General features: G+C 66.2%; 12 protein-coding genes and 2 tRNA genes. 11 read left to right on the top strand and 3 right to left on the bottom strand.

Features of this window, described 5'->3' with window-relative positions:
• Window positions 1-105 precede the first annotated feature (105 nt).
• The 3 genes from VWN43_RS10845 to VWN43_RS10835 all read left to right on the top strand — a co-directional run bounded on the left by VWN43_RS10845 (window position 106) and on the right by VWN43_RS10835 (window position 2,454).
• Window positions 106-759, top strand: coding sequence for a winged helix-turn-helix domain-containing protein (locus VWN43_RS10845; RefSeq protein ID WP_320181726.1), 654 nt, complete (start codon window positions 106-108; stop codon window positions 757-759).
• An 80-nt stretch (window positions 760-839) separates the two neighbouring features.
• On the top strand, window positions 840-1,637 hold the full coding sequence (locus VWN43_RS10840; RefSeq protein WP_320181727.1) for a crotonase/enoyl-CoA hydratase family protein: 798 nt from the start codon (window positions 840-842) through the stop codon (window positions 1,635-1,637).
• Between the two features lie 70 nt (window positions 1,638-1,707).
• On the top strand, window positions 1,708-2,454 hold the full coding sequence (locus VWN43_RS10835; RefSeq protein WP_253522182.1) for a hypothetical protein: 747 nt from the start codon (window positions 1,708-1,710) through the stop codon (window positions 2,452-2,454).
• 136 nt (window positions 2,455-2,590) lie between these two features.
• Here VWN43_RS10835 and VWN43_RS10830 read toward each other — a convergent pair whose 3' ends face one another.
• Window positions 2,591-3,517, bottom strand: a complete 927-nt coding sequence (locus tag VWN43_RS10830; RefSeq protein WP_320181728.1) for a hypothetical protein — start codon at window positions 3,515-3,517, stop codon at window positions 2,591-2,593.
• Between the two features lie 59 nt (window positions 3,518-3,576).
• Between VWN43_RS10830 and VWN43_RS10825 the strand changes: the two genes are divergently transcribed.
• Complete coding sequence (locus VWN43_RS10825; RefSeq protein WP_320181729.1) at window positions 3,577-4,083, top strand: RrF2 family transcriptional regulator; 507 nt, start codon at window positions 3,577-3,579, stop codon at window positions 4,081-4,083.
• Between the two features lie 56 nt (window positions 4,084-4,139).
• On the opposite strand, the gene VWN43_RS10820 is transcribed toward VWN43_RS10825, so the two are convergent.
• Window positions 4,140-4,544 carry a GFA family protein gene (locus VWN43_RS10820; RefSeq protein WP_320181730.1) on the bottom strand — a complete coding sequence of 135 codons (405 nt, stop codon included), beginning with the start codon at window positions 4,542-4,544 and terminating at the stop codon, window positions 4,140-4,142.
• Window positions 4,545-5,088: 544 nt separating this feature from the next.
• On the opposite strand from VWN43_RS10820, the gene VWN43_RS10815 reads away from it, so the two are divergent.
• Both VWN43_RS10815 and VWN43_RS10810 read left to right on the top strand, forming a co-directional pair.
• Window positions 5,089-6,255 (top strand): hypothetical protein, encoded by a 1,167-nt coding sequence (locus tag VWN43_RS10815; RefSeq protein ID WP_320181731.1) that lies wholly within the window; start codon window positions 5,089-5,091, stop codon window positions 6,253-6,255.
• Window positions 6,256-6,513: 258 nt separating this feature from the next.
• Window positions 6,514-7,170, top strand: a complete 657-nt coding sequence (locus VWN43_RS10810; RefSeq protein ID WP_320181732.1) for a hypothetical protein — start codon at window positions 6,514-6,516, stop codon at window positions 7,168-7,170.
• A 79-nt stretch (window positions 7,171-7,249) separates the two neighbouring features.
• Here the strand turns inward: VWN43_RS10810 and VWN43_RS10805 are convergent, their stop codons facing one another.
• Window positions 7,250-8,029 (bottom strand): acyl-CoA thioesterase, encoded by a 780-nt coding sequence (locus VWN43_RS10805; RefSeq protein WP_253523123.1) that lies wholly within the window; start codon window positions 8,027-8,029, stop codon window positions 7,250-7,252.
• A 124-nt stretch (window positions 8,030-8,153) separates the two neighbouring features.
• On the opposite strand from VWN43_RS10805, the gene VWN43_RS10800 reads away from it, so the two are divergent.
• From VWN43_RS10800 to VWN43_RS10780, 5 genes are all read left to right on the top strand, one after another.
• A tRNA-Cys gene (locus VWN43_RS10800) sits at window positions 8,154-8,227 on the top strand.
• 23 nt (window positions 8,228-8,250) lie between these two features.
• Window positions 8,251-8,326 (top strand) — tRNA-Thr (locus VWN43_RS10795).
• A gap of 273 nt (window positions 8,327-8,599) precedes the next feature.
• On the top strand, window positions 8,600-10,357 hold the full coding sequence (locus VWN43_RS10790) for a ShlB/FhaC/HecB family hemolysin secretion/activation protein (protein WP_320181733.1): 1,758 nt from the start codon (window positions 8,600-8,602) through the stop codon (window positions 10,355-10,357).
• A 1-nt stretch (window position 10,358) separates the two neighbouring features.
• Window positions 10,359-15,416 carry a beta strand repeat-containing protein gene (locus VWN43_RS10785; RefSeq protein ID WP_320181734.1) on the top strand — a complete coding sequence of 1,686 codons (5,058 nt, stop codon included), beginning with the start codon at window positions 10,359-10,361 and terminating at the stop codon, window positions 15,414-15,416.
• On the top strand, window positions 15,406-18,444 hold the full coding sequence (locus VWN43_RS10780; RefSeq protein WP_320181735.1) for a CHAT domain-containing protein: 3,039 nt from the start codon (window positions 15,406-15,408) through the stop codon (window positions 18,442-18,444). The genes VWN43_RS10785 and VWN43_RS10780 overlap by 11 nt, the downstream gene beginning before the upstream one ends.
• The last annotated feature ends 54 nt before the right edge of the window (window positions 18,445-18,498 follow it).

The raw sequence follows: 18,498 nt of genomic DNA, 5'->3' as shown, positions 1-18,498 counted from the left end.
CCAGAGATACATCCGGATCGGGCGCATCTCCGCGCCAGCCCGGTTTGCAAACGATTTCCTCCACTTAGTCTGCGACTCATATCGGAGTACCGAGAGGGGCGATTCGTGAGGGGGCCGACATTCGTATGGCTGTCGACCAGCCCGATTGTTCCGATGCGGTGGGATTTGCGGTTGGCGGACTGGTCGATGACCCACGCGCGCGAGACCGGGGGGCTCCCCGGCCTGCTCGATTGGCGCGCGGCCAGCAGGCCGGGCGACTGGCGCGACCTGGCGGCACGCGGGCGGATCGTCGCGGTCGGCGTCGATAATGCGTGGGAACGCGCGCGGCTGCTAGATCACGGGCTGGGCGATGCGCTTGCCAGCCAGGTCGCGCATGTCGAACTCGATGCGCGGCTGTCGCGGATCGACGGCCAGGCGGCGGGTCTTCCGCGGCGCATCCAGGCCGGCCCCGTCCTGCTCGACCTGTTCCACCGCGACGGGCGGCTGGACGGTCGCTGGCTCGGTCTTCACCCGCGCGAATTCGCGCTGCTCTGGCGGCTGGCGGAAACGCCGGGCGAACAGGTGACGCGCGCGCAATTGCTGCGCGATGTCTGGCGGCTCGACCACGTGCCCGAAACCAATTCGCTCGAAGTGCATGTCTCGCGGCTGCGCGCCAAGCTCCACGTCTCGCGCTGCGGCTGGCTGGTCGAAACGCACCCGCAGGGGGGCTACCGGCTGGCGGCCGACGGCGTTGCCCCGCCGCTCGCCCGTTCTGCGTGATCGCCCGCGGCGCAACTGGACTTGTCCCGCCCGATGGCTACCAAGGCGGCAAGGGATATTTTCGGAAGAGAGGCACTGCCATGAATTTCAACGACCGCGTTTCCATCGATCTGGCCGACAATGGCGTGGCGCAGGTGCGCTTCACCCGCGGCGACAAGATGAACGCGCTGGACCCGGCCCAGTTCGAGGCGGTGCTCGCTGCGGGCGAGGCGCTGCGCGACATGCCGGGCCTGCGCGTGGCAGTGCTCTCGGGCGAAGGGCGCGCTTTTTGCGCGGGTCTCGATACCGCGAGCTTCGGCGGCGAACCGGCGGGCTCGGCCGCATTGACCGAGCGGACGCATGGCAATGCCAACCGCGCGCAGGAAGCCGCAATGACTTGGCGCAAGTGCCCCGTCCCGGTCATCGCCGCGGTCCACGGCGTGTGCTTCGGCGGCGGGCTGCAGATCGCCAGCGGCGCCGATATCCGCGTGGTGCACCCGCAGACGCGCATGGCGGTGATGGAAATGAAATGGGGCCTCGTCCCCGACATGGGCGGCTATGCGCTGTGGCGCGGCCTGGTGCGCGACGACACCTTGCGCGAACTGACCTACACCAACCGCGAATTCATCGGCGAGGAAGCGCTCCAGCTCGGCTTTGCCACCATGCTCGAGGAAGACCCGCTGGCCAGGGCCAATGCGCTGGCCGAAACCATCGCCAACAAGAACCCGCAGGCGATCCGCGGCGCCAAGCGGCTGTTCCGTGTGATGCACGAAGAGGGCGAGGACGCGATCCTGCTGGCCGAGAGCGAAGAGCAGGACGGCATCATCCGCCAGCCCAACCAGATCGAGGCGGTCATGGCCGAAATGCAGAAACGCGCGCCGGTGTTTACCGACGTCTAGCGGAGCGGGGGCGCCGCTCTGGCTGCGCGCGTTAACATAGCCATGAGGATCTGCGCCTAGGCACACTGCTATGCAGCAATTCGGCCAAATCATTCGCCGCATGTCCGGATGGGTCATGCTCTGCCTTGCACTGGCAACCTCAGCATGCGCTTCGGACGATACCGCGCCCGACTATCGCTATCGCCTCACGGTCGAGGTGGAGACGCCCGAGGGCCTGAAGACCGGATCGAGCGTGATCGAAGTGAAGCAGCGCCTGGTGCGCGCCGGCTCCAGCCCGGCAAATATGGCGGTGGAGCGTCGCGTGCGGGGCGAAGCGGTGGCGGTCGATCTGCCCGGCGGAAAGACGCTGTTCGCGCTGCTGCGGTCGGACAACAATGTCGATTGGGCATCCTATGTCATGCAGACGCTCGCCCCCCACCTCGACAGCGAAACCTTCGCGCAACAGCTCGACAACATGCTCTTGCTCAAGGGCGAAATCGTCCTGCCTCGGACATTCCCACCGGTCGGACATCTCAAGGAACGCTCGGCCTATCCGATGCTGGTAACCTTCGGCGATCTCGACGACCCGACCAGTGTCGAAGAGGTCGATCCTGACGATTTGGCCGCGACTTTCGGCAAAGGGATCAGTCTCAAGCGCATCACCGTTCAGATGACAGACGACCCGTTGACCGCTGGGATTGAGCGGCGCCTGGGGTGGTTGGAGGCGCACGGGCGTCACCACGCGAGTCTGAAGCCCAGCGGGTCCCGCTATTTAGACGAGGCCCAGTTGATCAATCTAGTTACTCACGGTGATTTCAGCACGGAGCTGTACAGATGAATCGCGCCGTCTTTCTGCCGCTGATGGCCCGCGACGCGCGCAATCGCGGCAACGCCAGAACGTCAGACTGACTTCGGCATTCTCCATATCACGGGACGAATTCGGTTCGTAGCTCTCCGCTTCCCGCACCCGCCAATCACCCCGTCCGCGGGATCGTGCAGGCCGAAGCATAGCCCAGCCCGCGCTTGATCGCGGGGAACAGTCTGCCGCTGGCGGCGGCGAGCGTCATTTCGGTGCGGACGGGGCGCGAATGCTTTGCTTCGATCTGTTCGCCCAGTTCGGCCGCGCGCAGGATGTCGCCGCTGGCGATGGCCTCGCCAAAGCCGAAGGCGAGCGCGTCGGCGTCGCTTTCGGGTCTGCCCATCAGCGCGTTCTGCAGCCGGTCCTTGTCCATGCCGTCGGCCAGCGCGAAATTGCGGACGATCTCGACGCAGGGACCGCAATCCTCCGCGCGGGTGGAGCCGAGCCGGGCCATGTGGATCATGTCGCTGGGCGCATGGTAATAGTGCCCCGCCAGCACCATGGAGTGCTGGAATTTCTCGACCGCGAAGCCGCCCGCAGCGGACAGATCGTCGTAATAGGGCTCGGCGTCGCCCACCATCCGCTTCATCCCGTTGATGAAAACGCCTTTGGGCAGGGGCACGGGCGAGAGGCGCTGGCGGCCCAGCTGGATCGCCACCGCAACCAGCACCACCAGCGGCGGTCCGAGTACGCCGGGCGCGTCGCGCCAGAAGATGCCGGGGCCGCAGATCCCGGTGAGCACTTCGTAAATATGCAGCACGCCATGCGCGCCCAGCCACGCCGCGCCGACCAGCGCGCTGCCCCAGCGGAGCCCCGGATTGGCCGCGGCAAAAGCGATCAGCGCGCCCGAAACGAGATAGGCGAGCCCGATATCCCTGATGAAATGCGCATTGGCCGGACCGCTTGCCTTGACCGTGTCCACGAACTGGTACCACCCGAACGGGTCGGCGAGCATGAACAGCCCGAAGACCAGTGCGAACAGCGCGGCCAGCACCAGCAGGGCTTGCACCAACCGGTCGAGCGCGTCAGGTTTGCCATACATTATCGGACTCCCTATATCCGGATATTGAATATCCACTTAAGGGAGGCCGCGCAAGAGGAATGTCGGGCATGCGGATCAACAAGGGCGTCGAATGGGCAGGCCATGCCTGCGCGCTGCTGGTGCCGCTGTGGCCCGACAAGGGCTTGCCGCTGTCGGCCCTGGCCGAATTCCACGCGCTGCCCGAGCCCTATATGGCCAAGCAGATGCAGGCGCTGGCGCGCGCAGGGATCGTGACCGGCGGGCGCGGCAGGAGCGGGTTCTACACGCTCGCCCGCGCGCCCGGCGATATCACGCTGCTCGACATATTGCTGGCGGTCGATGGCGACGAGCCGATGTTCCGCTGCAGCGAGATCCGCCAGAACGGTCCCTGCGCCAGCAAGCCCGCCGATTGCAAAGCGCCGTGCAATATCGCCGCGGGGTTCTGGCGCGCGGAAGAAGCCTATCGCTCCAGCCTGGCGCAAGTCGATCTCGCCACGCTGGCGGGCGCGGTGGCCGCGCAACTGGGCCCGGAAAAAACCGCCCGGGCAGGCGCATGGATTTCCGGCAATGTGCGCACGCGCGGCTGACCCGCAGGGGTTAGCGGCAGTGGTCAGGGGCCGGCGCGGATCGCGGGCGCTTCAGCTTACCCCAGCGATCGGGCCTCGCGCACATAGGTAAAGTCGCCGTCCCCCGACCAGTCGCGACCATTGGGGTGGCGCAGTTCGATCCCCGCCAGGTCCGCGGCATCGGCCAACCACATGTTCACGCCCATCATGGTGTTGCCGTGAGCCGCGATGGCTTTCTCGGTCAGCACGAAATGGCTCGTTGCGCCGCACGTCGGACAGAATTGCACCTCGGCGTTCGGCTCGTCCTTGTCGGCCCTGCGGAACCCCTGCGTCTGGCCGTGAACGGTGACCTCGGAGGGGTGGAAATAGGCCCAGCGCGCACCCGTCTTGCTGCATAATGTGCAATTGCACTCGTGAATGAATTCGGGTCGCTTTGTCAGCTCGAGACCGATCTGGCCGCACAGGCAGGACGTTTTTATCATCCGCGGGTGATAGCGCTGGCGGCGCGCGTTTTGCACCCGAATTCGGACACCCCCTCGCTGGAATACCTATGCGCCGCGTGCCGGGTCGCGTTTGCGCTCACCCTCGAAGGCCATCCCGGCGCTGGCCAATTCCGCCCAGCAGCCGCCCAACCCCGTCGCTGCGGCGCTGACCGGGTGGCATGAAGTTCCGCAATGGGACCGGAATGGACCTAGTGATCGTGCTGCAACGGCAGTGATTGCGCCCGCCGAGGCGAGCGCGAAGCTTCCCGGTTGGGCCGGGCCAGTTCGCGCAATCATCCCGTCTATCGAGAATTGCCCGGCGAGTCGGGAAGTATATGATTGAACAGATCCCGCCGTTCTGGCCGTAATTTAACTACCCTGCACAAGCGTCGTACCGTGGACGCTGTAAATATTCGAATGTATAAAGAAAAAACCACGCCGACTTGAAGGCGAACTTTGCACCGGGCTTTCGCGTTCTAGGCTCGTTTGCGCGCCTGACCATTTGGATTCGTCTTGTCGGTCTGGCCAACAGGAGGATGTTGCAATGGCTCTTCACCACGCATTCCGCAATAGCGCTCGGAATATCGCCGATGTTCAAAGCGCATATAAGCAAAGCGTCATCTTCGTGAATAACGAAGCGACCGGCGTTTACAGTTCGCAGCTCGGTGTTCTGAACACCCTGCCTCCCGACTGGCAGGATTTCGTCAACGCGCACCAGGCCGCCCAGGCGGACGCGCTCGACTGGATCAACAATGTGATGGCGCGTTTGCTCACCGTCCCGGCCAGCGTCCAGAGCTATAACGCCACCATCTCCGCCGCCCTGCAGGATGCGAGGAATCAGGCTCAAGCGCTGATCCAGAACCCGGCAAACGCCGGCGCGAAATCAGCGCTGACCGCGGACCTGAACCTCATCAAGTCGCAGGTCTCGCTGGTGCTTGCCTTCGTCTCGGGCACGCTCTCGGCCGTGCAGAATTACCAGAACAAGGTGCCGGATATGGCGCAACAATTGCAGACGATCGCGAACAAATCGTCGGCCGACGCCGGGGCGGATCAGGAGAAAATCGATGATCTGAACACCGCGATCGAGCAGCTCAAGGCGGATATCAAATCGCTGACCGCGGCCATCGTTGGTCTCGCTATCGCCGACGGCATTGCGCTTACCCTCGGTGTGGTCGCCACGATCGCCGCGTGGCCTGCCGGGGCGCTCGTCTGGATCGCGCTCGGGCCTGTCGTTGCGGTGGCCACTACGTACATCGCCCTCGATGCGATCAAGATCAAGGCGGACAAAGCGGAGATCGAAGCGAAGCAGGCCCAGATCACCGGGCTCACCCAGGACGTCGCGGTGCTCCAGGGCATGGCGAAGCAATATGGGGATTTCGCGGCGCAGACGGCCGACGTGCAGTCGAACCTCGAAAATGTCGAGGCGGAATGGCAGACGCTCGACAACGAGGTGACGAATGCTGTGAACGACATTCAGGCCGCAATCGCCGATGAACAGGCGTGCAACTATCAGGCGGTCGCCGACGATCTGAACGAAGCCGTCGCCGCCTGGACAGATGCCTATAACCAGGCGGGCAGCCTGATCCTCGACATCAATGTGAACAATGCGCAGCTCGAACCGGGAATGTCGCAGCAAGACGTGCAGGACGCGCTGGCCACCGGCCAGACGACCGATCTCGTGACCTATTTCAACCAACTGCAGACCGCGTAGATTATGGCTCGCGATGGTGGGGCCGCGCAGCAGACGGTTACCGGGCCGGCACCATAAGACCTTCGTATCCTGCGCCAGCTTCAAAGGCGCCGGCTGCCTGTCCCGGGCCTGGCTTGTGGGGCGCTGCCCTGCAAGCCAGGCGTCTGCGCAGCGCGCAAGGCGGCCCGGACCCGCATCCCACGAGGTAGTGATCGACGACGTCCCGGCCTTGCCCAAACCCCCTTTCCTACACGCGCCGAATTTGTCTTAACCTTGCGGATGACAGACCAACCGCACCCTTCCTCCTTCGTGCCGGCCGGTGACGACATCGCGCCTGCATCGCTCCCCGCAACTTCCGCCGATCCGCGCCATGGCGGCTGGACGCCCGCGCGGCAGGCCGCCTTCCTGCGCGAACTGGCCGCGACGCATAATGTCTCAGCCGCGGCGCGCGCGGTGGGGATGGGGCGGCAATCGGCCTACAAGCTGCGCGCGCGGCTGCGCGGAACGCCTTTCGACAGGGCCTGGGAGGCGGCCTTCGCCGCGCGCTTCGACGTGCTCGCCGAGGCGGCGCTCGACCGCGCGCTCAATGGGGTCGAAGTGCCGCATTATTATAACGGCGAACTGGTCGGCACCTCGCGCCGCTATGACGAGCGGCTGACGCTGGCGTTGCTCGCCATGCGCCAAGGCCTGGTGCGCAAGGCCCGATACGATTTCCTGCCCGAAGCATCCTTCGAAACCGGCGATCTGGCCGCGCTCGCGGATCGGGTCGAACGCGGGCCGCCGCACTGGCGGGGCGATGCCGAAGAGGAGCGCGAGGCACTCTCCGAGGCCGAAGGGGACCGGCCCGAACATGGCGAGGAAGCCGCCGATCCGGGCGAAGAGGGGGCGGGGGTGCCCGCCGAAGTGTCGCCCACCGATAGGGGCGGAATTATCTAGTAATTACAGTGTCATGTGACGTCGCTATGGCGGGCGACACAGTGTCGCCCTTGTCGCCCGACTGTCGCCCCGATCGGGCTCAGCCGAACACCGCCACGCATTGCATCCCGTCGAGCACCTGCTTGCCATCGGCATTCCACAGCCGCAACCTTTCGGAGGAATAGCCATGCGCCGCGTGCTGGCTGGCGTTCTCGCTCATCCACCAGCCGTCGCGAGTCGCGGGCGCGGGTTCGAGCAGGTTGAACGACCAGTTGACCGAACTGATCGGCCCCGGGCGCTTCATCGCGCGCATTGCACCCGGCGGCAGCACATCGCCCAGCAGGATCAGCTCGCTTACCGGATCGAGGCCCTCGCGATCGGTCAGCCGCGCCCAGCGGCGCACCACCGGTTCGCCGGGCCCCTGCTGCTCCTGCGCGCGGAGGATCTCGAAATTGTTCTGGATGAAGGCGGGGCCCTTGCCGTGCATCGCCGGTTCCGCCTCCTCGGGCGGACCGGGCCAGTCGGCGACCGGTGCGGCATCATGTATCGCATTGGCCTCGCGCTCGGTGCCGAACAGCCAGAAGGCGGTGAGCGTGCATTTCCCCTCGCACCAGATCTCGCTGCGCACCTGCGCGACATTGCGGCCCTGCCGTACGATCTCGCGCCGCAGTTCGACCTCGGGGCCGGTCGGCGCGACAAAGGCGACCTGCGCCCCGCGCAAGGGGGGCAGGTCAGGAAAGGCGCGGGCGACCGCGGTATAGGCGATCAGCGCCGAGGCGCCGCCATACAGCGTGCGGCCCTGCATCCAGTGGTCGAGCCCGGAAAAGCGCGTTTCGCCGCCTGCTGCGGTGATCGGATCGAGAAGGTTGGCAATGCTCATGCGCAGGGTCATTGCGCCGATCCCGCCACGCGTCCAGACTGACGTTACGTAAGGCGCGACGAGGCGATTGCCTTTGCCCGCGAGAATCGCTAGTGCGCCGCTTCCCGACCGAGAGGCCGGGCGAGGCCCGATGGCGGAGTGGTTACGCAGAGGACTGCAAATCCTTGCACGCCGGTTCGATTCCGGCTCGGGCCTCCACTTCCCGCGCAACCCGCGAAAGTGCCGCTTTAGCTCAGTTGGTAGAGCACATCATTCGTAATGATGGGGTCACAGGTTCGAGTCCTGTAAGCGGCACCACGACTTCCGCCTCACCCCATCGCCGCGCGACTTCGCCAGGCCGTGAGCGTCCCTCGTTGGGGCGTTCAAGATTCAGCATGACATTTTGCGTAGGGGGATGGTAAGGCCTTGCTTACTACGAGGAAGAGGCCCGGATAACGGGCCCGGCGGATCGCTGACTAAATCGACGAGTGCATGTCATGTGCTGTTGGGGGGGCGATCTGAATGGGCTTGGGCCAGCATATCCACACGAGTTTGAATAGCGGCCACGGCGCCGCTTTCCATCGGGCACGCATGGTCCTGTTCGCCGGGGCGGCGGCGTTCGCGCTGGCCAATCCCGCCTCGGCGCAGGCGCAAGCGGTGCCGAGCCGCGGCGAGCTGACCCCGCCGCAGGCACGCGAACCGGTAGCGCCGCCCACCACGCTGACGATCGACGGGGGTATGGAACGCTCGCCCTGCGCGCTCGATGCGCCCGATCTGGCCGACATCACGGTGACGCTCAATTCGGTGCACTTCACCGGTGCGGACAAGGCACCCGAAGTCGACCTGACGGGATCTTACCAGAGCTATGTGGGCCGCGAACTGCCGATATCGGTGCTGTGCGATGTCCGCGCGGCGGCCAATCAGCGGCTGCAACAGGCGGGCTATCTCGCCACGGTCGAAATCCCCGCGCAGCGGCTGTCCAATGGCGACGCGGAAATGCGGATCGTATTCGGCCGGGTCACCGCATTGCGGGTGCGCGGCGACGCGGGGCCTTCCGAGCAATTGGTGGCGACCTATCTCGAACCGCTGACGCAGGATGCGGTGTTCAACACCAAGCGGGCCGAGCGCTATCTGCTGCTGGCTGACGACCTGCCAGGAGTGGATGTTCGTCTCTCGCTGCGACCTGCCGCGAGCGGCGAGCCGGGCGATCTGGTCGGCGATATCGCAGTGATACGGCGGCGCGGAACGCTCGATCTCAATGTCCAGAACTTCGGTTCCAAGGCGCTTGGCCGGTTCGGCGGGCTGCTGCGCGGCGAGGTCTATGACCTGACCGGGCTGGGCGACCGGACCAGCGTCGCACTGTTCTCCACCGCCGAGTTCGAGGAGCAGAAAACCGTCCAGCTCGGGCACGATTTCGCGATTGGCGGTGATGGGCTGCGGATGTTCGGCCAGTTCACCTATAGCTGGACCGACCCCGATCTCGGCCTGCCGGGTCTCGATATCGAATCCGAAACGCTGTTCGCCTCAGCGGGGCTGTCATACCCGATCCAGCGCAGTCGCAGCACCTCGCATATCCTGAGCAGCGGGTTCGATTACGTCGACCAGGACCTGACGGTGAACGATTTGCGCCTGACGCGCGACCGGGTGCGGACGGTCTTCCTGAGAGTGGATTCGCTCTACGCCGATCCCGACAGCATTGCGGGCGCCAATGGCTTCAGCGCCTTCGAACCTCGGCTTGGCGCGCGCGGCGGGGTCGAGCTGCGCCAGGGGATCGCCATCTTCGATGCCACTCCCGATTGCCGCACCGACCCGCGCACCTGCCTTGTGGCGGGTGTGGCCCCCAACCGGATCGAGGCCGATCCCACGCCCCTGCTGGTGCGGTTCGAAGGTGAGGCCGATTACCGGCCCATACCCGATCTGCGCTTCTCGCTCGGCCTGAATGCGCAATTCACCCGCGACCCGCTGCCCGCTTTCGAAGAGTTCTCCGCCGGCAACTATTCGCTTGGCCGCGGCTACGATCCGGGCAGCATTCTCGGCGATAGCGGCTACGCTCTGTCGTTCGAAATGGGCTATGGTTCGCTGGCTCCCGACGGCCCCGCCAAACTCGCGTGGGAAGGCTATCTCTTCACCGACATGGCCTGGGCCTGGAACGAGGACCCGAGCCGTTCGCCGCTCAATCCCGATCGCCTGTGGTCGGCCGGCGGCGGTATGCGCTTCGCTTATGGCAGCGCGCTGCAGGCCGATGTGGCGGTCGCGGTGCCGCTCGAGAAACCCGATTTCGCTGCCGATCGCGGAGACGTGCGCGTGCTCGTTTCGCTCACCACCCGCCTGCTTCCCTGGAGGTTCTGATATGGCCCGCTCGATCAATCATCGTCTGCCCCTGCTGCTTGGCGGAGCAGGCCTCGCCATGGCCGCGGTTCTGGCGATCCCCTCGCAGGCGCAGGCGGAGGCTTTCAATGGCTTTCCCGAGATAGTGCGGGGCACCGTCGATATCGATCGTACGGTAGCGGGCGTCGACACATTCACGATCACCTCCGCAACCGCGGTGCTCGACTGGTTCCCGTTCGAGGACGACGCGGGCAACGCGCTGATCTTTCTTCCCAATGGCAGAACAGCCTATTTCCAGGACGGACCGGGGCAGGGCGGGTTCGCCGTGCTCAACCGGATCCAGCCTTCGACCAATGGCAATGCGATCGTCTTCCGCGGATCGGTGATCTCGAACTTGCAGGATGCGAGCGGCACTCTCTCGACTGGCGGAATGGTCGCGTTCTATTCACCGACGGGCATTTTGATAGGCGGCAATGCCACTTTCGATGTCGGGCAATTGCTGCTGACCACGCTCGATCCCGATCTCGACAGTTTCGATAGCTTCGCCGCGGGCGGGACACTGCAGCTGATCGGCGCCCAGGGGACGACTGCCAGCATCTCGGTGGGCGAAAACCCACAGATCACGGCCCTCGGTGAAGACAGTTACTTCGTCGTTGCTGCGCCCCAGATCACCATGCGCGGCAGCGCCTATGTCAACGGTTCGAGCGCTTATATCGCTGGCGAGCAGGTCAATCTGACCTACAATAACGGCCTGTTCGACATCGAGATTCCCGTCGGGACGAGCGTCGCCGCGGCGATTGATCACCGCGGATCGACCGGTGGACCATCGAGCCTTGGCGCGGGCGACAACCACGTCATTTACGGTGTCGCACGGGCCGCTGCCGATCCGATCACCATGCTGCTGCGCGGTAATCTGGGCTTCGATACCGCGGCTACTGCCGGGGTGGATAATGGCGATATCATCCTCTCGGCCGGCTACGACGTCTTCGGTCGGGATGTGACGACCGGCGCAGTGAACGACACCGCCGTCATGGAATCGATTGCGCTGTCCGGTGCGTCGAGCCTGAGCTCGAGCGTGTTCGCGGGCGCGACGGGCGGCTTTACTGCCAATTCGAACGGCGGGGCGATCGATTTCGACGATGGCCTCACTGTCGAAGCTGCCCGGTCGATCGAGTTACACGCCCGCAACGGGCACGACATTTCGATCACCGGGGATGCTTCGCTGTTGTCTCGCGGGACGATCGCGACCTCGCTCGATGTAGTTGGAGGTGCGATCGACCTCATCGCCCGCGCAGGGTCTGCCGTGAACGTGACCGGGGATTTGAGCGCAGACGCGTCGCCGCTCCAGCTCTCCGGCGATGCTACCGGGGGCGATATCGACCTGCTGGGCAATGGCGGCACGATTTCGATCGGGGGCGACGTCAGCCTGTTGGCGCAGGCCAACTTGCGGCTTGGGACGGGCGCGGTCGGCGATGGCTTTGGCGGAACCGCGCGCCTCTACGCATTGAACAATGGGTCGATCGATGTCGGGGGATCGCTGGAGATCGATACCGATGCCCTCGGTAATGATTTCGCCGGCAGCATGGCGACCGGCGGCCGCAGCGAAGTCGTTGTGCGAAGCGGTGGGCGGATCGATGTTGCGGGCGATGCATCGCTCGATGCGAGCGGCCTGGGCGGTGATGCCGACGGGGCACTGGGGGTGATCGACGGGGGCGCGGGCACCGGGGGCCTCGCCAATGTCGATGCGCGGGACGGGACAATCACGTTTGGCGGCTCGCTTTCGGTCAATGCGCTGGGCCAGGGCGGGGAAGGGGCGAGCGCATTCAATGGCGGACCGGGCGACACGGGCGGTCTCGGCCGCGGCGGCGAAGCGCTGGTCAACACTATCGACGGAACGATCACGATCGCCGGCATCGCCACGCTTCGCGCGAGCGGGAGAGGCGGCGAAGGCGGCTCTGGCGGTGCGGGCATCGGCGGAGTGTCGCAGGTCTTCGCCGATGGCACGGGAGCGATCAGCACGGGAGGTGTCACCGCCTCCGCTATCGGTCTGGGCGGTGATGGCCTGGCCTCCGACGGCGCGGGCGGCGATGGCGAAGGCGGGCGGGCGATCATCCTAACCCAAGGCACCGGGGATATCGTGCTGAGCGGCAACGCCAACCTTCTGGCCGACGGTACCGGCGGCGATGGACATGTGGGCGGCGACGCCACTGGCGGCAATGCGGGAGTACTGGCGGTCTTCGGCAGTATCGCGGTCGACGGCAATGCCTCCTTGTCGGCGCTGGCGACCGGCGGCGATGCCGCTGTCGGCTTCGGCGGTACCGGCGGCAATGCGCTGGGCGGCACCGCCTATATCCAGGCCGATGGTTCGCAAGTGCTTGCCGCCAGCCTGACGATCGGCGGCAACGCCTCGATGAACGCCTCGGGTGTCGGCGGGGACGGCGGCGAAGGCGATGGCAGCACGATCGCCGCCGGTGCGGGCGGCAATGGCACGGGGGGCACCTTCCAGGGAACGCCCGGTTCGGGCGGCGCCTTCGCGCTGGCCGGCCGCGACAATGCCACGCTCACGGTCGGGGGCAGCACCGCGCTTTCGGCGAGCGGACTCGGCGGCACGGGCGGCTCCGGCGGTACCGGACAGGCCGGCGGCGCCGGTGGGTCGGGCGTGGGTGGTACCACGCAAGCCGGCACATTCAGCGGCCGCGGCGATGGATCGCTCGGCGAAGGGCTGGCCGAGTACGATACGCTGACGCTCGAAGCAGGCGGCTTCGGCGGCGATGGCGGATCGAGCGCGGTTGCTCTTGGCACCGGCGGAATCGGTGTGGGCGGCTTCGCAGGCGTGTTCGCCAACGCTTCGCAGGTCGACGCAGGAAGCATTTCGACCCGCGCCGATGGCATCGGCGGGGATGGCTCGACCGGCGGTGACGGCTTCGGCGGCAATGCCGGGATCGGGATCGTCGGCGGCACGCTCAACGCCCTGTCCCTCGTCGGCACTGCCCAGGGCACCGGTGGCAATGGAACGATGGGCGATGGCGGGGCCGGGCGCGCGGGCGAAGTCTCGATCGACAGCGATTCGATCCTGAACGTGACGGGCGACATCCAGTATTCCGCGACCGGCAGCGGCGGCGCGTCGGAAACGGGCGATGGCGGCCTGGCGCTGGGCGGGGTTGCCAGCATAACCACATCGGGCACCGCGATCCTCACGGTCGGCGGAGGAGTCGTCCTCAACTCCTTCGCGAACGGCGGGGCCGGGGCTGTCGGCGGGGATGCGACAGGCGGGACTTCCTTCATCGATGTACGGGAAGGCGCTGCGAACCTTGCGGGCCCGACCACTCTCGATGCGAACGCCACCGGAGGCGAGTCGGCTGACGGCGATGGCGGGAGCGGGACCGGCGGTCTGGCCTATGCGCGCAGCCGGGACGGTGGCAGCCTGTCCTTCGGGAATGCAACGCTCACCGCCAACGGGATCGGCGGCTTCGACGCGGCAGGTGTGCGATCGGGTGGCGCAATCGGCGGCCTGGTCCAGGTCCTGGCAACCGCCGAAGCTGCTATCGAGGCGGATTTCCTGCGGCTGGAAGCGCTTGGCGCGGATACCGCCGGGGCGTTCGAAATCATCGCCAATGGCGGGACGATTGCGCTCGACCAGCTTGTCGCCCGCGCGGTCGGCGCCAGCGCGGGGGATGCATCGCTGATCCGTGCTGCGGGCGGCGCGATCCCGATAACGGGATCGGCGCAGATCGAGCTCACCGGCGATCTCGACATCGTTACGGCGAACGGCGGGCTGATCGGCGGACCGAGCATCGGCGCTCCCACTGCGCTTATCGATATCTCGACCGCGGGCACTGTCACCATCGACGGCGACAATGACGACCAGATCGGTTTCGGCGGGCAGGATGTGTTCATCCTTTCCAGCGAACTCGATATCCTCGCAGGCGCACGGATCGGGGCCGAGTTCCTCAATCTCGTCGTGTTCGGCAATGACGCGATGACCGTGCTTGGCGGGACTGGCGATACCGAGGGTTACACGCTTACTCAGGCCGAGCTTGGGCGGATCGATGCGAGCGCTGCCTATTTCGGCGCCTCTTTCGAGGGCGTGGCGTCGGACGATCTGCTGATCCGGGACACGACCATTTTCGGTTCTCTGGACGATGGGGTGGCCAATGTGTTTATCGGCGCAGGCGGAGTGGTCCGCGTCGAAGGCATACTTGCCTATGTCGATGCGGCCCCGACCGATGAATTGTCCATCCTGGCGCAGCGGCTCGAAATCGTGACCCCGGGCGGGATCGGCATCGTCGATTCGCAGGACAATCCAACCGGGCGGTTCAGCTTCTTCGGCAACGACTTCTGGATGGCCGATGCGGAAACCATCGCGCAGCTTCGGGGCGACGTCGGCTTTGCCGGGCGCGACGCGCTGCTCGCGACCGCCGCCGCGGGCAGTTCCGATCCGCTCGGCTATCTGCGCGCCGGGGACGTCCTGCTCGCGGTCGGCAGCAGCCTGCTGGTTCGCAATACGGGAACGAGCCAGGCGCCGGCGGGCATTACCGTCACCGGCGATCTGGCGATCGCCAGCTTCGCCAATGACGACCAGCAAACCCCCTCGGGCGGGGCACTCGATGTATTTGCCTACGGCCGCAGGCTGAACGGCGATGGCAGTTTCGTCACCGGCGAGGAGTTCTTCACCCAGGTCGATTTCCATACCGAAGAGAATGACGACGGACTGGTCACGACCTACACCGGCGCGTCGCAACTGAACGATTGCGCGATCAACACTGCGCAATGCGCCGGGGTCGAACCGCCGCCGCCCGATACGCGCGAAGAGGTGCTCGATGAAATCGACGAGAAAGCGCCGGCGGCTGCGGTGACGACCACCGCAGTGATCGCGGCCGCACCGGTCGAGCAGAGCGAACAGGACAGCAATGTCGAGTTCGGGGCCGACTTCCCCGGGCTGCTCAGCGCCTCGCTGATCGGCGAACAGGGCGCAATCGACGATCCGGTCGCCAGCGGCGGCGACATCGCGCTCTATGGCGCGGGCGAGGAAGCCCCAGAGCAGGACGACGAAACCGCGGAGGATTCCGATGCGCAGTAAAACCTGGACCGCCATCGCGGCATGCAGCGCAGCGGCGGTGATGCTCTCGGCCCCGCTCCAGCCCGTTGCAGCGCAGAATGGCGAGCGTCCGGTCAGCTATAGCGACACCTTTCCGATCGGAGCCAACGGCCTGTGCGAAGCGCAGATCATGCCGCCGCAGACGGGTGCCGGACTGTTCGACCGCGGATATACGATCGTCTGCCGCGATGCAGCAGCCCCCGTGGGCTCGCTGTGGGTCCTGCGTGATGCGCAGATTGCGGATGCGTCGGCGCGGTTCCTGCCCTCGGCCGAATGCCGCGAAGGCGACGGAACCGCCGTGCCCGACGCGCTGGGCGACAGCGAAAGCTTTTCCTGCAGCGATAGCGATCTGGGGACGCGGCGTATCCTTGTGGCCGGCGAGGTAGGCGGGCGGCTCTACGCCGGCGAAGCCATCGCGGCCTATTCCGATGCCGTGCGGTTGGGGATCGCCACGCTCGTCAACGACCGCCCCGTCCAGGGCAATGTCGAGATTCCGCTCACCGAAACCGGGGATGCGGTCGCCTTCGCCCGCGCACAGGCGCGCGCGCTCGCCTCGGATGCGGTGATCGCCGAAGCCTACCGCCGCAGCAATAGCGGCGATTTTGCCGAAGCCGCCGAATTTTTTGCCGCGACCGCCGCCACTGCCGAAGGCAACAATGCACTCGAAGCACGTCTCAATGCCGCGCTCCTGCAATCGAATCTCGGCAATTTTGCCGAGGCCGCGCGAGGTTTCGCAAGCGTGCGCGGGCAGGTCGGCGGGGATCCCGTGCTGGCGCGCCTGCTGCGCAATTACGAGGCGATCGATGCGCTGAATGCCGGGGCGCCGCAGGTGGCGCTCGACATTATCGAGCGCCCGCTCGCCACCGGAGCGACGTCGCAGGATGCGCTGGCGGGGCTGGAAATCACCGATGCGCTGGCCGCACGGCTGTCGGCCGAACAAACGAGCGCGCTGGACGATGTCGGCGGGCTCTCCGCGCTCGAGCGCGCCGACCTGCTCGACGGGCAGACCGACTATCTCGCAGCCACCGCCTTGCGCCTGCTCGGGCGCAAGGGTGAAGCCGGGCAGCGCCTCGCCGATGCCGACACGGGTCTGGCGGGTGTTCGTGGTGGCTCGGTCCGCTCGATCCTGTGGCTGCGCGCGCAGGTGATGGGCGAACTGGCCGACCTGGCCGAGGACAAGGACGACGTCGGCGCCGCCGAGGCCTATCATGGCCAGGCGATCGCGTTGCTTGAGACCAATTACCCCAATTCCCCGGCGCTGCTGAGCAGCAAGGCGCAGTTTGCCGGCTATCTGGCCCGCAGCGGGCGGACCCAAGAAGCGCTCGCTGCCTACCGCGATCTGGTGGGCGATGCGCAGGGCAAGCCCGCGCCCGCCCTGCGCCGCTTGCTGGTGCCGTTCTTCGATCTGCTGACCAGCGACGGGGATGGCGGAGCGGAGGCTGCGGCGGACATGTTCCTTGCCAGCCAGCTGCTGCAACGCCCGGGTCTGGCACAAACCCAGGCCGTGCTCGCGCGCGAGCTATCGGGCGGGAGCGACGAAGCCTCGCAACTGTTCCGCAAGGCGGTCAATGTCGGGCGTTCGGTCGAACAATTGCGCAATCGCGTGGCGCTGCTCGAAGGGCAGGCGGCCGCCGATCCGCTGGTGGCCGAACGGTTGACCGCGCAGCGCGCTGCGCTCGCGCAGCTCGAGACGCAGCAATTGGCGATCCAGGACAGTCTGGGCGAATACCCCCGCTTCCGCGCGGTGTCCGATGGCCGTGTCACGCTGGAGGAATTGCAGCAGACGCTGCGGCCGGGCGAAGGCTATCTCAAGCTGGCGACGCTGGACGGCGCGACTTTCGCCATCTTCGCCACGTCGGAGATGGCGCGCGCCTATCGCGCCGGTGTCGATCCCGAGGCACTCGAGGCCGAGGTGGACGAATTGCGCGCCACCATCGCCTATGTCGAGAACGGGCAGACGCTGACCTTTCCCTTCGACATCGAGAAATCGCGCGCGCTGTACAAGGCACTGCTCGAACCCGTCGATGGCGAGGTCAAGGCGCTCGAACATCTCGTATTCGAACCCGATGGCGCGATGCTGCGGCTGCCCGCGAACCTGCTGGTCGCCGATGACGCCAGCGTCGATCGCTATGTCGAGCGGATCGCGCAGGGCGGCGACGATTACGATTTCACCGGGACCAACTGGCTGGGGCGCGAGGTCAGGATCACGACTACCGTTTCCCCCTCGGCCTTCCGCGATGTTCGCCGTGCTCCCGGCTCCTCCGCGGTCCGCGAATATATCGGGTTCGGCGAGAACACGCCGCTGACCCAGGAGCGCGGGACGCTCGGCACGCGTGCGGCGCTGGCCGGAGGCGCGGACTGCCTGTGGGCCCCGTCGATCTGGGACTACCCGATCAAGGCCGACGAACTCTACGCTGCCTCGCGCAGCCTGGGTGCGGGCACCGCGCAGGAGCGGATCGTTACCGGTGACACCTTCACCGATACCGCGGTTCTCGGGATGGAGGATCTCGACCAGTATCGCATCCTCCATTTCGCCACGCACGGCCTCGTGACCGCACCGCAGCCCGAATGCCCGCCGCGCCCGGCGCTGCTGACCTCGTTCGGCGACGAGCAGTCCGATGGCCTGCTGTCTTTCGCGGAGATCTTCGATCTCAAGATCGATGCCGATCTGGTCATTCTCTCGGCCTGCGACACGGCGGGAGAGGCGACGCTCGGCGCCACGCGCGAAGCGGGCGTCAGCGGGGGCGGGTTTGCTCTCGATGGATTGGTTCGCGCCTTTGTCGGCGCGGGCGGCCGGACCGTCGTTGCCAGCCACTGGCCGGTTCCGGACGATTACGACGCGACCAACCGGTTGATCGATGGCTTCTTTTCAGTCGCACCGGGGACTTCGCTGGCCGAAGCCATGCGCCAGTCGCAGGGCCGACTGATGGACCAGAGCGAAACCTCGCATCCGTTCTACTGGTCAGCATTCGCGATCGTCGGCGATGGCGGCGCGCAATTGCGCAACTGAGCCCGCCAGATAACATGCGGACGCTGCCGGACAGCTGGCCGTGAAATGAAAAGG

This window comes from Qipengyuania sp. HL-TH1, assembly GCF_036365825.1.
Lineage (GTDB): Bacteria > Pseudomonadota > Alphaproteobacteria > Sphingomonadales > Sphingomonadaceae > Qipengyuania > Qipengyuania profunda.
This window is presented reverse-complemented; position numbering and strand designations above follow the sequence as displayed.